Source organism: Acinetobacter sp. ANC 4173 (assembly GCF_004331255.1).
Taxonomy (GTDB): Bacteria; Pseudomonadota; Gammaproteobacteria; order Pseudomonadales; family Moraxellaceae; genus Acinetobacter.
The window spans coordinates 135813-150402 of sequence record NZ_SJOF01000001.1 but is presented as its reverse complement, the minus strand read 5'-3'; the positions used below and the strand labels follow the sequence as shown (position 1 = coordinate 150402).

The following is a 14590-nucleotide window of genomic DNA, read 5'->3' as shown; positions in this document are numbered from 1 at the left end:
TATGATTAGTCTAGAATTTCTTATTGCTTCTGCGATTGGACTGTTAGTTTCAACGGGCATCTATCTGATTCTGCGCGCACGTACTTTTCCAGTGGTACTTGGCTTAGCCATGATTGGCTATGCCGTAAACATGTTCTTGTTTGCCATGGGGCGGGTCCAAATCAACTCGCCTGCGGTATTAACCGAAGCCTCCAAATCTACCGACCCATTGCCACAAGCGCTAGTCCTTACCGCCATTGTCATTGGTTTTGCCACTACAGCCTTTATTGTACAACTGGCTTTACGCAGCCGTTATGAATCAGGGACCGACCACGTTGACTCAAAAGAAGAAATTAGTCTTGTTGACCCACGCGAGGATGAGCCTTAATGCATAACTTCATCCAATTTTGGGCCGAACATACACCAATTTTTAGCATCCTCATTCCTGCATTTACTGGCTTTATTCTGGTTTTACTGGGCAATCCCGGTTCAGGCTCACTCGCCTATGACTGGCGTCAGCCTTGGCGTCGTGGCATCAGTCTCATTTCCGCACTCTTAGGGCTTGCTACTGCAATTTGCTATTTAATGGTGGCCAGTCATGGACAAATCAGCAGTTATAACCTAAGCGAATGGACGGCACCCTTCGGGATTGTTTTGGTTTTAGACCAACTCTCTGCCTTAATGCTGGTATTAACCTATGCACTTGCAGTACCCGTTTTGTGGTTTTCTAGTCGTGAATGGGATACCCGTGGGCGCTATTTCCATACCATGTTCCATTTTTTATTGATGGGACTATGTGGTGCCTTCCTCACAGGCGACTTATTTAACCTGTTTGTATTCTTCGAAATTCTACTGATGGCTTCTTATGTCCTGCTCTTGCATGGACAAGGCAAAGCACGCTTTCAGCTTGGCATTCATTACGTCACCATCAACCTATTGGCCTCTGCACTGTTCCTGATTGGTCTGGGCATGATTTATGGCAGTGTTGGTAGTTTGAATATGGCAGATGTCGCACGCTTGCTGCCGAGCTTACAACCGGATCAACACAAATTGGCTGTGGCAGGGGGACTGTTACTGTTCGTGGTCTTTGGCATTAAAGCTGCAATGTTACCTGTCGGCTTCTGGTTACCCAAAACCTATGCCGTCGCCACCACCCCTGTTGCCGCCATTTTCACCATCATGACCAAAGTCGGCATTTATGCAATTTTACGGGTCAACGGTACAGTATTTGATGATGCTTTAAGTCAGTCCATTCTACAAAACTGGTTATTGCCCATCGGTTTAATCACCTCACTCTATGGTGTGATTGGTGCCATTGGTGCGGAACGTTTACGCCGTTTTGTCGGTTTTATGGTGTTGTCTTCCATTGGAACCTTACTCACCGCTATTGCCTTGTTGAATACCCAAGCATGGTCAGCAACGCTGTATTATCTGGTACATAGTACGCTGATTGCAGCCGCCTTTTATTTACTTTGTGGCTGGATTACCTCGCAACGTGGTGTCTACAAAGATCATTTGAAAATTGCACCACAGATGAAACAACATCATGTGCTCTCCATTTGCTATTTCCTGATAGCCTTAATGATGGCGGGATTACCCCCATTCAGTGGTTTTCTCGGTAAAGTCTTTATTCTTCAAGCCACTGCAAATGAACCTTATCAAGGCATTGTGATCGCAGTGATTCTGATTGTGAGTTTGCTCAGTATTCTCGCTTTTACCCGTGTGGGTTTTATTCTATTCTGGCGCGCCAGTAAACCCGAAGAAATCGCACATATTGAAGCGGATTATACCGCTTACCAAGCCACACCCGAAAAAGCGCCGCCACGTAACGATATTGCAATCTATGTCTTATTGGCAGGCCTTATCGGCTATATGGTCGCGGCAGGACCTATACAGCAATATACCCAGAATACTGCATTACAAATTCAAAATAATGCCTTGTATGAAGCGGCTATATTGAAAAAGGATGAGCTGAATCAAGTCATCAGTGTGCAGCCATTTGATCCTGAAAACTTACCCGAAACCAAATATGGGGGAGAAGAACTCGATCCCAATGCACATCTGATTCCATATACGATCAGTGAAGATACTTTGTCTGGTGAGCACATTTCACCGTACAAGTTACGTCAGATTCAAGAACAACAGACCCATGAAACGTTGATTCCTGATGATGCTCAACTTAAACCTGTGGAGCCGTAATGATGCAAAAAAACTCTTTTCTTCATCGCTGGCTCCCTCATCCTTTTGTCTCGGTTCTGGTTGCAATCACTTGGATAATGCTGGCACATAGTTTCGATGCAGCAACATTAGTCATGGCAAGTTTACTTGCCTTGATTATTCCACGCTTAGTACAACCCTTTATTCAGCAGACACCGAATATTCATTGGAAGGCAGCGATTAAGCTATTTTTTGTTGTACTTTGGGATATTGTGATCTCCAATATTCGGATTGCTAAGCTAGTTTTAGGTCCAATGGATCAATTACATCCTAAATGGTATCGCGTACCTTTAGACACCCAACACGATGAGGTCAATAGCTTACTGGCGATGATCATTACCACCACACCAGGCACAGTGTCAGCGGGCATCGATCAAGATCGGGGTGATATTTTGGTTCACGCATTAAGTTCGGATAATACCGAAATCGATATTCAAGACATCAAAAACCGTTATGAAAAACCATTAATGGAAATCTTCCACGTTAACTCAGGAGATGCCACATGACCGTTCTGCCCTATGCTTTAGGCATCTGTATGGTGGCGATCACACTTTCGATGATGATGTGCCTGGGTCGCCTGATTATTGGACCATCTATTGTGGATCGACTGTTGGCTTTAGACACCTTGTTCTTGAATGCAACCTGTCTCATTGTCGTACTTGGCATCTATTGGAGTACCACCTCACTATTTGAAGGTGCACTACTGGTCGCTATGCTTGGATTTGTATCTACTGTGGCCTTGGCACGCTACTTTACCTCTGGTCATGTCATCGATTAAGGAGCACATTACATGCAATTACTCATGGAAATACTGGTTTCTATTTTCTTGCTGATTGGTGCATTCTTCATGTTGGTCGGAGGAATAGGCATGATTCGCCTACCCGATTTATTCATGCGTTTGCATGCCCCCACCAAATCGAGCACTTTAGGTTTAGGTAGTTTCCTAATTGCCGCCATGATTTTCTCTGCTTTTCAGGGAAAGATTGGTTTCGCAGAAATTTTATTAACACTTTTAGCATTCATTACCGCACCTGTATCGGCCAACCTGATGGCGCAAGCAGCACTTCATCTGCGCTTACGCTCAATGAGTGGTGATGTACCCGAAACATTGAATCGACCATTACCTTGGCAACGTCAACGTCGTCGTGAATAAATCATAAGCATAAAAAAGCCACCCGAAGGTGGCTTTTTTATCACTCAATTTTAAGCTTGAGCTTATTCATCATCTTGTTTTGCTTCAGCAGCAGGTAAATCCTTTACTGCTTCTGCAATCAAACCAAACATATAGTTACCATAAGCATTGGTCTTGTCATAATGAAAACGTAAACGTGGCGTAATACGTGTCTTAATACGACGACCCAGTTCGTGGCGTAAGAAACCTGATGCTTTATTTAAGACATCCAGAGTTTCTTTATTTGCCACTGCACTTTGCTCATCGCCAAGCTCACGCCCCATTACGGTGACATAGACTTCTGCATAGCCTAAATCTGGGCTGACCTTCACCGCCGAGATGGTCACAAGACCACCCAAGCGTGGATCTTTCAGCTCTTGGCGGATTAACTCAGACAACTCACGTTGAACTGTATCTGCCATTCGCTTAAGACGCTGACTACCCGCCATTAAAGACTCCGTTTAATCAGTTGAACATCATAGACTTCGATTTTATCTTTGACTTTAATGTCTTTATAACCTTTCACCGCAAGACCACATTCCATACCTGCACGAACGTCTTCAACCACTTCTTTATAACGACGAAGAGATTCAAGCTCGCCTTGGAACACCACCACGTCATCACGTAATACGCGAATCGGTTTATTACGGTGTAACATACCCTCAAGTACCATACAGCCTGCTGCTGCACCAAACTTACTTGAATGGAACACTTCACGTACTTCAGCCACACCCAGAATCGTTTCACGATGTTCAGGTGCAAGCTTACCGCTCATCGCTGCTTTCACATCATCAATCAATTGATAGATGATTGAGTAGTAACGAATATCGATACCATCTGCATCAGCTTTTTGACGCGCAGTGTTGTCTGCACGGACGTTAAAGCCAAGTAATACGGCTTCAGAAGATTCAGCCAAAGTTACGTCAGACTCAGTGATTGCACCTACGCCTGAACCAATGATACGAACTTTCACTTCATCTGTTGCAAGTTCAGCAAGCGCAACATGTAATGCTTCCAAAGTACCACGTACGTCAGTTTTCAATACCACATTGACGATAGGCACATCTTTCTTGCCCATAGACGCCATGATATTTTCAAGACGCATTGCACTTTGACGCTCAAGACGCTTTTGACGCTCACGATCCATACGCGCATCGGCAACTTCACGTGCTTTCTTCTCATCACTGACAACAAGAACTTCATCACCCGCCATTGGCGCTTCAGGAAGACCTAAAATTTCCACTGGAATTGAAGGACCTGCAGATTGAATACGTTGACCATTTTCATCCGTCATTGCACGAACGCGACCGTAAGATGCACCCGCAAGAACAAGGTCACCTACTTTCAGTGTACCGTTTTGAACAAGGATAGACGTTACCGCACCACGGCTATTGTCAACACGTGCTTCAATCACCACACCTTGTGCAGCACCTTCTTCAGATGCTTTCAACTCAAGCAATTCAGCTTGGATTGAAATAAGATCTAGAAGCTCATCGATACCTTGACCAGAATGTGCTGAAACCATTGCCACGGGTACATCACCGCCCCATTGTTCAGGCACGATTTCTTTTACTGTCAATTCGTTCAATACGCGATCTGGATCAGCAGATTCTTTATCCATCTTGTTGATTGCAACAATGATTGGTGTACCCGCTGCACGCGCATGATCAATTGCTTCCGCAGTTTGTGGCATTACACCATCATCTGCTGCTACAACAAGAACCACGATATCAGTCGCTTTCGCACCACGTGAACGCATTGCCGTAAATGCAGCATGTCCAGGAGTATCAAGGAAAGTGATCATACCTTTTTCAGTTGTAACGTGGTAAGCACCGATATGCTGTGTGATACCGCCCGCTTCGCCTTGAGCAACTTTTGCACGACGAATACGGTCAAGAAGCGATGTTTTACCATGGTCAACGTGACCCATGATTGTCACCACTGGTGCACGAGTAGATTGAACACCTCGCGCACCTTCAGCAGCTTCAAGTAAGTTATCTTCTGCTTGCGTATCAGATACAAGAACAGGGTTATGACCCATTTCTTCTACAATCAAGGCAGCAATTTCTTGCTCAATTGCTTGGTTCTGAGTAACCAGCTCACCCATTTTCATGAGTGACTTAATTACTTCACGTACTTTAATCGCCATTTTTGCTGCAAGATCTGCAACAACAATGGTTGAACCAATTTCAACATCATAAACTTGCTTTTTAACAGGTTTTTCAAAACCATGTTTATTTGCAGTGCTGGTTTTTAAACCGCGCTTATGTGTATTGTCACGGAAAGATTGCTCTTCACCACGACGACCACCTTTCTTCGGTGCACGTGTACCTGGTGTATTGGCACCACGTTTAATGTCGCGGTCTTCTTTCGCAAATGAATCTTCATATGCTTGACCAACAAGACCCGCAGCAAGAGGAGAATCATCCACTACACGAATGGTCGCAGTTGCATCTTCGTTTGAATACTTAGATGCCATTTGACGCATTTGTTCAAGTGTACGTTGCTGCGCTTCTTCAGCTGCTTTACGACGTGCTGCTTCTTCAGTTGCTTTTAATTGAGCTGCTTGTGCTTCACGCGCTTTCTTCTGCTCAGGAGTTTCAATCACTTTAATTTGTGCTTTAACTACTGGCTTGTTTGTCGATTTGCGCTTCACCACAACAGCTGCTTTTGCTGTTTCTTGCTTGGTGGTTTCTTGCTTTGCTGCAGCACGCATTGCTTCTAAGTTTGCAGCCGCTTTATTTGCTACTGGACTTTCAGCTGTTGCTTTAGGTTCAACAGCCTTACGTGTCTGTTGTTCAGCTTGTGCTTTCGCCAAAGCTTCTGCTTTGATTTGTTCAGGATCAGGCTTGGTAAATGTATGCTTCTTGCGAACTTCTACATTAATGGTTTTTGCCTTACCTGAGGTACTTGCTACTTTAGCAGTACCTGTAGTTTTACGTTTCAACGTGATTTGTCCTGCTTGCCCTACGTCCTGACCATGAACTTTCTTCAAATGGTTAACGAGGGTATCTTGTTGTTCAGTAGAAATAATGTCGTCAGCTTTACGTTGCGGTAAACCTGCATCGCGAACCTGCTCTAGGAGCTTGTCTACAGGACGTCCTACGCTGAGTGCTAACTCTTGAATCGACTTGTCCGTCATATATTACCTCCTAGTTAAACCATGATTCACGCGCTTTCATAATTAATTGACCTGCTTGCTCAGCCCCTAAACCTTCAATATCTGAGATATCGTCAGTCGCTTGGTCTGCCAAGTCATCAACAGTCACTACTCCGCGTGCAGCCAATGCATACGCGATTTCTTGTGTCATTCCTTCCATTGCAAGAAGTTCAGCACTTGGGTCTTGGATATTTTCTTGCTGTTGTAGTGCATCTGCCAATGCCAACTCTTTGGCACGACTTTGCAACAATTCAACAGTTTCAGCATCCAACTCAATTTCATCAAATGTTTCAACTGGGACATAAGCAATTTCTTCGAGAGAAGTAAAGCCCATATCCACCAACGCCATTGCCAAATCTTCTTCAATATCTAGACGTGATACAAATAAGTCTAAGTATTGTTGTGCTTCATTTTGCTGACGTGCATGATATTCTTCTTCAAGCATCATGTTCAGTTTATAACCAGTCAGTTCAGAAGCTAAACGTACGTTTTGACCTTGTGAACCAATCGCACGCGCTAGTTGATCGCTAGTTGCGAAAATAATGTCCGCAGTACGCTCTTCTTCATCAATCACAATACCCGATACGTCTGCAGGCTCTAATGCGCTTGCAATGTATTGTGCTGGATCATCAGACCATACTACTACATCAATACGCTCACCATTCAACTCCTGTTGAACTGCTTGAATACGCGTACCACGCATACCAATACAAGCACCTACAGGGTCAATACGATGATCATTGGTTTTCACTGCAATTTTAGCACGCACACCAGGTTGACGCGCTGCGGCTTTAATCTCAATGATTTCTTCAGAAATTTCAGGAATTTCTTTTTTCATCAAAGCCATAAGCATTTCAGGACGTGCACGTGACAATAACAATTGCGCACCACGACCTTCACGATTCACGTTAAACAAAATCGCATTTACGCGTTGTTTTGGACGTAAAATTTCTTTTGCGATCATTTCTTCACGCGCAAGATATGCTTCAGCATTATCACCGAGGTCAATAATGAAACCATCTTTGGTTTGCTTTTTCACTTCGCCGTAAATTAGCTCACCCACTTTAGATTCGTAGGCATCAGCAACTAAAGCACGCTCAGCTTCACGAATCTTTTGTACAATCACTTGCTTAGCAATTTGCGCTGCAATACGACCGAAGTCAATTGAAGGCACTTCAAGCTCACGAATGTCACCAATAGACCATTTCGCAGGATCGACGTCAGAAATAGCATCTTGGCATGCAGGCATTTCATGATCTTCATCTGCAACCACTTCCCATTGACGGAAAGTACTATAGTCACCAGTTTTACGATCAATCTCTACACGGAGACGCGCTTCTTCAGAATTCGTGCCTTCATAGAATTTCTTTTTCGTCGCTGCAACGAGAGCTTGTTCAAGCGCTTCGAAAATTGCTTCGCGACCTACACCTTTTTCGTTACTAACCGTTTCAACGACGGTAAGGATTTCGCGTGCCATAAGCCACCTATTTGTTCAGATTCTTATAAATTGAATTAATCTTGATAAACCAGATTTGCTTTGTCGATATTGTTACTATCAATTTCAAGCACTTGTTGCTTTTCTACTTCAACCTGAATCACTTCATTTTCCAGATCTACTGCAACCAATTTCGCTTGAAATTTGCGACGATTTTCAACAGCACTGATCAGGCGTAAAGCAACTTGTTGACCAATATATGCCGGCATCTGCTCCAATTGGAAAAATGGACGATCCCAACCTGGAGAAGACACCTCAAGTGCATACTCACCAGAAATTGGGTCATGAACATCAAGCATAGCACCCACTTGTTGAGTGACACGCACACAGTCTTGTACGCCAATACCACGGCCAAGCTCAAGCTCACCGTCTTCACTGATCATTGGTTCTACATTTTCATCAACAGCTTTGTCAATATAGATACGCAATAATGAACGTTTGCCCTGAGGGACAAATTCAATCCCCCATAGATCTACATTACAAGCTTGCACTGCAGGAACGATTAAATCTTGGAGTGCTTGGGTTTTATTTGATAACTTCATTTACTCTCGTCATTTTGTGCGATTTAATGGCCGTGTTGACCGATGAAACAGACCCACTACAGTGAAGCATGACTATTTGACCAATTGATGTCGACACTACACGATAGCCAATAAAAAAGGGCGCAATCGCCCCAATTATTACACAGAAAACCAATGTCCACTGTGCAAAAAGGCCCACCTTGTTGTGAGCCTCTTTTAGAAACTTGGTAGCGGGAGCTGGATTTGAACCAACGACCTTCGGGTTATGAGCCCGACGAGCTACCAGACTGCTCCATCCCGCATCAACGTGCAAAAATTATATACAAATATGAAATATTTTTCAATCTAAATATAAATACTTCATACCTGCTCTGACTTAGTTGCACCTAAATCAAATTGGTAGCGGGAGCTGGATTTGAACCAACGACCTTCGGGTTATGAGCCCGACGAGCTACCAGACTGCTCCATCCCGCATCAAAACGCAAAATCTCTTAATTTAATCACTTAAATTACTTATTTTAGTTTGCTCCTAAAATAAGGTTGATTGGTAGCGGGAGCTGGATTTGAACCAACGACCTTCGGGTTATGAGCCCGACGAGCTACCAGACTGCTCCATCCCGCATCAACAGATTTGCCGCATACACCAACTTAATCTTCTGGATTCATAAGTTGGTGCGGAAGGGGGGACTTGAACCCCCACGCCCGAAAGCACTACCACCTCAAGGTAGCGTGTCTACCAATTCCACCACCACCGCAGCTGTGACGCATTCTAGTAGCATCGCCACAAAAAAGAAAGGATTAATTCTAATTATTCGCTCGTTTTAGGTGCAGCTGGCGAAGTTTCACCCGAATTGGTTGTTGCAGGTGCTGTCGTCTGTACAGATTTCAAGCTATACGCTTCTGTGGTTTGCTGTTTTGCAAATACTGCCAGCGTTAAACTGGTAATAAAGAATAAGGCTGTCAAAATCGCGGTTAGGCGTGTTAAGAAGTTACCTGAACCTGACGCACCAAAAACTGTTGCAGCGCCACCGCCACCAAAAGAGGCACCTGCATCTGCGCCCTTACCATGCTGTACAAGAATCAAGCCAATCATTAACACGGCAAGAATAATATGCACCACCAGCACAAAAGTATGCATGATGAACTCCTCGTTATTTTGTATGCGCAAAGGCCTGAGCGATTTGATAAAAAGATGCAGCATTCAAAGATGCTCCACCCACTAAGGCGCCATTAATATCTGGACAGGCCGCTAACTCTACTGCATTTTCTGGCTTAACACTACCACCATATAAAATTGGCATTGTGCTACCCAGTGTTGTGAGCTGTTTTAAACCTTCACGAATTTTAGCATGCATGTTTTGTGCATCTTCTGGTGATGCGGTCTTCCCGGTACCAATGGCCCAAATTGGCTCATAAGCAATCACAATCTGCTGCCACTGCTCTGCTGTAACGCAACTTGCAATGTCACAGATCTGCTGTAATACCACTTGATCAGCTTGACCATTCTCTCGCTGTTCAAGGCTTTCACCGACACAATAAATGACCGTTAAACCTTCTGCCAATGCATGCTTTACTTTCTCGCGAATGACTTGTGGATTATCACCAAAAAATTCACGGCGCTCAGAGTGACCAATCAATACATGTTCAATTGCACTATCTTTTAATAAAGTGGCACTGACTTCGCCTGTATACGCCCCAGTTCCCGCCATACGAGAAACATCTTGCGCAACCACATGAACAGTACAGCTCGCTTGTTTTAATTCGTCTTTTACGAGATGTAATGCGATTGAAATCGGTGCAACCGCCAAATGACATTGCGCTGGAGAAATTTCATTCTTGTTCAATAATTCTTTAAATTCATTTATAAGTTGTTTGGCATTCACCTGTATTGGATTCATTTTCCAATTCCCTACAACCCAAGGTGTGATCGTCGAATCCGACATACTTAACCCATTCACAAAACAATTGATTTAAACGGCGACATTCTACACGGAATTCTTTATTGAGAAGATAATTTTCTTGACAGTTTAGTATTAACTTCACTTTTTTATATTTTTTTCAGCCATTAAAATGGCAAAAAATATCAGTTTCATTAAACTGGTTCATGCTTTTGATTAATAGTTAGCGAAACACAACACTTTCAGATATGGTATTTTTATACAACAAAAGTATAATTTTACGATACCAATTATAAACAATTTAATTGAAGTAGGCATTAAGCGAATGACAGCACTACAAGGTTCTCCACGATTCACAGGTTTTATTCGCCGTTTGGTCGAAGATGGAATCGTTTCTACTGAAAACATGCAGGCTGCTGTTAGCAGTGCAAAGAAAGCAAACCAAGATATTGTTCCCTATTTGATTGAGAATTTAAAACTCAAACCAATTATCATTGCCGAAAAAATTTCTGAAGAGTTTGGTGAGCCTTTATTTGATCTTTCGACTTATGACTCTGCACATATTTTAAGGGATGTCGTTGAAGACAAACTAATTACCAAATTTCGCATTTTACCCATTTTTCGACGCGGGCACCAACTTTTTGTAGCCACCAGCAATCCAACGCATATAGATGCTATGGATGCCATGCGTTTCAATAGTAAGCTCAGCATTGAAGCTATTATTGTTGAACATGACAAATTAGAAAAAATTATTGAACAAAATTATGCCGAAAAAAGTACCTTCGAGTTTGATGATGACTTTGAATTGCATGTCCATGAAGAGCATACAAATCAAGAAGATAACGATGATCAACCTCAAGAAGATGAGGCTCCAATTGTTAAATATATCAATAAATTATTGATTGATGCGATACGCATGGGCGCATCGGACTTACATTTTGAACCGTATGAAAAAGTATATCGTGTACGCTACCGTGTGGATGGTGTTTTACGCCAGATTGCTACGCCTCCATTACAGCTAGCCAACCGTCTTGCTTCACGCTTAAAGGTCATGTCGCAAATGGACATCGCTGAAAAACGTGTTCCTCAAGATGGACGTATTAAACTTAAAATATCAAAAACTAAAGCCATCGATTTTCGTGTCAACTCCCTGCCGACACTTTTTGGTGAAAAAATTGTGCTGCGTATTTTAGATCCTTCGAGTGCAATGCTGGGTATTGATGCCTTAGGTTATGAACCTGAACAAAAAGCTTTATTTATGGAAGCTCTGGAAAAACCACAAGGGATGCTGCTCATCACAGGTCCCACCGGTTCAGGTAAAACGGTTTCTCTCTATACTGGTCTAAATATTCTAAATAAAGAAGATACCAATATTTCAACAGCTGAAGATCCCGTCGAAATTAACTTGGAAGGTATTAATCAGGTTAACGTGAACAATAAAGTGGGGCTAACCTTCTCAGCAGCATTAAAGTCCTTCTTACGACAAGATCCAGACATTGTCATGGTCGGTGAGATTCGAGACTTAGAAACTGCTGAAATTGCGATTAAAGCCGCACAAACAGGTCATATGGTGATGTCTACCTTACATACCAATAGCGCACCAGAAACCCTGACTCGTTTAAGAAATATGGGCGTCCCTTCCTTTAACATCGCAACCTCTGTAAACTTAGTAATTGCACAACGACTTGCTCGACGACTCTGTCCACAATGTAAAGTACCTGCTGAAGTACCAAAAAATAGTTTGTTAGAAATGGGCTTTAGCGAACAAGATATAGAACAGCCAGATTTCAAAATTTTTCAACCTGTCGGTTGTTCAGAATGTCGAGAAGGCTATAAAGGGCGTGTGGGGATCTATGAAGTAATGAAAGTTACATCTGAAATATCCAAGATTATTATGGAAGATGGTAATGCAATTCAAATTGCAGAAGCATCGGCAAAATTGGGGTTTAGTAATCTACGTATTTCGGGTTTGAAGAAGGTCATACAAGGGGTAACTTCACTACAAGAAGTCAATCGTGTGACCAGCGAATAAAGTACGTATTTAAAATAAGGATAAACGCATGGCTGTCAAAAAAGCACAGATGATGCCAACCTTCAGTTATGAAGGAGTTGACCGCAAAGGGGCAAAAATTAAAGGGGAACTCCCTGCACGGAATATGGCTTTAGCTAAAGTCACATTACGGAAGCAAGGGGTTGCCATTAAGACCATTCGAGAAAAGCGAAAAAATATTCTTGAAGGTTTGTTAAAAAAGAAAGTCAGCACACTGGATATCACCATTTTCACACGTCAATTGGCAACCATGATGAAAGCGGGTGTGCCTTTGGTACAAAGCTTTGAAATTGTGGCTGAGGGTCTAGAAAACCCCGCAATGAGGGAAGTGGTCTTAGGCATTAAAGGTGAAGTAGAAGGAGGCAACACTTTTGCTGGTGCACTAAAAAAATATCCACAGCACTTTGACAATTTATTTTGCTCTTTGGTCGAATCAGGTGAACAATCAGGTGCGCTTGAAACTATGTTGGATCGTGTCGCAATTTATAAAGAAAAAAGCGAACTCCTGAAACAAAAGATCAAGAAAGCCATGAAATATCCAGCCACCGTCATTGTGGTTGCAATTATTGTCACCATTATTTTGATGGTCAAAGTAGTTCCTGTTTTCCAAGATTTATTTAGTTCATTTGGAGCTGACCTACCAGCTTTTACCCAAATGGTCGTGAATATGTCGGAATGGATGCAAAAATACTGGTTTATTCTGATTATTGCGATTGGTGTTTTGATTGCTGCATTTCTTGAAGCGAAAAAGCGGAGTAAAAAATTCCGCGACTTTTTAGATAAGGCGGCATTAAAGGCCCCTATTTTTGGTGATCTGGTTTATAAAGCCATTATCGCGCGTTACAGCCGTACTTTAGCCACCACCTTTGCTGCCGGTGTTCCACTGATTGATGCTTTAGAATCAACTGCTGGAGCAACCAATAATGTGGTCTATGAGCAAGCAGTGCTTAAGATCCGAGATGATGTTGCGACTGGACAACAGTTACAATTTGCCATGCGGGTCACGGATAAATTTCCTTCTATGGCGGTACAAATGGTTGCCATTGGTGAGGAATCAGGTGCACTGGATGCCATGTTGGATAAAGTCGCGACACATTATGAAAATGAAGTCGATAATGCTGTCGATGGCTTAACTTCAATGATGGAACCCTTAATCATGGCGATTCTGGGGGTCCTTGTCGGTGGTCTGGTCATTGCCATGTATCTTCCAATCTTCCAAATGGGTTCTGTGGTTTAATGCAAGATTTACTCGATTATTTTATTCAAAACCCAACTGCACTTTATATCGCAGTTGGGATTTTTAGTTTATGTATTGGTAGTTTTTTAAATGTTGTGATCTACCGTACCCCCAAAATGATGGAGCAAGAGTGGCGTCAAGACTGTCAACTACTCCTTCATCCTGAACAAACTATTTTGGATGAGACAAAACTCAGTCTCAGCCAACCTGTTTCAACCTGCCCACAATGTAAAACCCCGATTCGCTGGTTTCAAAATATTCCTATTATTAGCTGGTTATTTTTACGTGGAAAATGTGGAACCTGTAGCAATCCCATCAGTATTCGCTATCCTTTGATTGAATTACTGACTGCAATCTGTGCTTTGACAGTCGTCGCAATCTATGGTCCAACCCTTCAGATGCTGTTTGGTTTAATTCTTACTTATACTCTGATTGCACTGACTTTTATCGATTTCGATACACAGCTTTTACCTGATCGTTATACCTTACCATTGGCTGCTTTAGGACTAGGGATTAACAGCTATTCAATTTATACCTCTCCAAGCGGTGCTATTTGGGGCTATATCATTGGTTTTCTTTGTCTTTGGATTGTGTATTACCTGTTTAAAATTATTACAGGTAAAGAAGGCATGGGCTATGGTGACTTTAAATTGCTGGCAGCCTTAGGAGCTTGGATGGGTCCCTTGCTGTTACCTTTGATCATACTACTGTCTTCACTGGTCGGTGCGATCATCGGAATTATTCTGCTTAAAGTCCGTAAAGAGAATCAACCTTTTGCTTTTGGCCCCTATATTGCGATCGCAGGTTGGGTTGCCTTTTTATGGGGTGAGCAAATTATGAAAGTTTATCTAGGACAATGAGT

14 protein-coding genes and 4 tRNA genes are annotated in these 14590 nt (G+C 42.7%); 8 read left to right on the top strand and 10 right to left on the bottom strand.

The features are described 5' to 3' along the window. Nucleotide 1: 1 nt before the first annotated feature. Genes E0H94_RS00740 through E0H94_RS00720 form a run of 5 tightly spaced genes read left to right on the top strand, consistent with a single transcriptional unit; the run spans nt 2 to nt 3349 of the window. Nucleotides 2-367, top strand: a complete 366-nt coding sequence (locus E0H94_RS00740) for a Na+/H+ antiporter subunit C (protein ID WP_131324625.1) — start codon at nt 2-4, stop codon at nt 365-367. Next, nucleotides 367-2178 (top strand): monovalent cation/H+ antiporter subunit D, encoded by a 1812-nt coding sequence (locus E0H94_RS00735; RefSeq protein ID WP_131324623.1) that lies wholly within the window; start codon nt 367-369, stop codon nt 2176-2178. Before E0H94_RS00740 ends, E0H94_RS00735 begins: the two co-directional genes overlap by 1 nt. Nucleotides 2179-2180: 2 nt before the next feature. Continuing rightward, complete coding sequence (locus E0H94_RS00730) at nt 2181-2702, top strand: Na+/H+ antiporter subunit E (protein ID WP_131324951.1); 522 nt, start codon at nt 2181-2183, stop codon at nt 2700-2702. Then, on the top strand, nt 2699-2974 hold the full coding sequence (locus E0H94_RS00725; protein ID WP_044740593.1) for a monovalent cation/H+ antiporter subunit F: 276 nt from the start codon (nt 2699-2701) through the stop codon (nt 2972-2974). Before E0H94_RS00730 ends, E0H94_RS00725 begins: the two co-directional genes overlap by 4 nt. Before the next feature lie 12 nt (nt 2975-2986). Next, nucleotides 2987-3349 carry a Na+/H+ antiporter subunit G gene (locus tag E0H94_RS00720; RefSeq protein ID WP_131324622.1) on the top strand — a complete coding sequence of 121 codons (363 nt, stop codon included), beginning with the start codon at nt 2987-2989 and terminating at the stop codon, nt 3347-3349. A gap of 62 nt (nt 3350-3411) precedes the next feature. On the opposite strand, the gene E0H94_RS00715 is transcribed toward E0H94_RS00720, so the two are convergent. The 10 genes from E0H94_RS00715 to tpiA form a co-directional block, all read right to left on the bottom strand. After that, nucleotides 3412-3816: a ribosome-binding factor A gene (locus tag E0H94_RS00715; RefSeq protein ID WP_116758767.1), complete on the bottom strand. Its 405-nt coding sequence runs from the start codon at nt 3814-3816 to the stop codon at nt 3412-3414. Next, nucleotides 3816-6509 carry a translation initiation factor IF-2 gene (gene infB / locus E0H94_RS00710; protein ID WP_131324621.1) on the bottom strand — a complete coding sequence of 898 codons (2694 nt, stop codon included), beginning with the start codon at nt 6507-6509 and terminating at the stop codon, nt 3816-3818. The genes E0H94_RS00715 and infB overlap by 1 nt, the downstream gene beginning before the upstream one ends. Nucleotides 6510-6519: 10 nt before the next feature. Continuing rightward, complete coding sequence (nusA, locus tag E0H94_RS00705) at nt 6520-8004, bottom strand: transcription termination factor NusA (protein ID WP_131324620.1); 1485 nt, start codon at nt 8002-8004, stop codon at nt 6520-6522. A gap of 35 nt (nt 8005-8039) precedes the next feature. Further along, nucleotides 8040-8564 carry a ribosome maturation factor RimP gene (rimP, locus tag E0H94_RS00700; RefSeq protein WP_131264096.1) on the bottom strand — a complete coding sequence of 175 codons (525 nt, stop codon included), beginning with the start codon at nt 8562-8564 and terminating at the stop codon, nt 8040-8042. Nucleotides 8565-8768: 204 nt separating this feature from the next. After that, nucleotides 8769-8845 (bottom strand) — tRNA-Met (locus tag E0H94_RS00695). A 95-nt stretch (nt 8846-8940) separates the two neighbouring features. Continuing rightward, nucleotides 8941-9017 (bottom strand) — tRNA-Met (locus E0H94_RS00690). A gap of 71 nt (nt 9018-9088) precedes the next feature. After that, nucleotides 9089-9165, bottom strand: a tRNA-Met gene (locus E0H94_RS00685). Between the two features lie 48 nt (nt 9166-9213). Further along, nucleotides 9214-9298, bottom strand: a tRNA-Leu gene (locus E0H94_RS00680). 53 nt (nt 9299-9351) lie between these two features. Further along, complete coding sequence (secG, locus tag E0H94_RS00675) at nt 9352-9681, bottom strand: preprotein translocase subunit SecG (RefSeq protein ID WP_016168397.1); 330 nt, start codon at nt 9679-9681, stop codon at nt 9352-9354. A gap of 13 nt (nt 9682-9694) precedes the next feature. Further along, entirely contained in the window at nt 9695-10486 is a 792-nt protein-coding gene (gene tpiA, locus E0H94_RS00670; protein WP_131324618.1) for a triose-phosphate isomerase, read from the bottom strand. 280 nt (nt 10487-10766) lie between these two features. Between tpiA and pilB the strand changes: the two genes are divergently transcribed. From pilB to E0H94_RS18855, 3 genes are read left to right on the top strand one after another with little or no spacing between them, the layout of a single operon-like run. Further along, complete coding sequence (gene pilB / locus E0H94_RS00665; protein ID WP_131324616.1) at nt 10767-12473, top strand: type IV-A pilus assembly ATPase PilB; 1707 nt, start codon at nt 10767-10769, stop codon at nt 12471-12473. 28 nt (nt 12474-12501) lie between these two features. Continuing rightward, the gene (locus E0H94_RS00660) at nt 12502-13728 is read left to right on the top strand and encodes a type II secretion system F family protein (protein WP_131324614.1); all 1227 of its coding nucleotides are present in this window, start codon (nt 12502-12504) and stop codon (nt 13726-13728) included. Next, on the top strand, nt 13728-14588 hold the full coding sequence (locus E0H94_RS18855) for a prepilin peptidase (RefSeq protein WP_131324613.1): 861 nt from the start codon (nt 13728-13730) through the stop codon (nt 14586-14588). Before E0H94_RS00660 ends, E0H94_RS18855 begins: the two co-directional genes overlap by 1 nt. Nucleotides 14589-14590 lie beyond the last annotated feature (2 nt).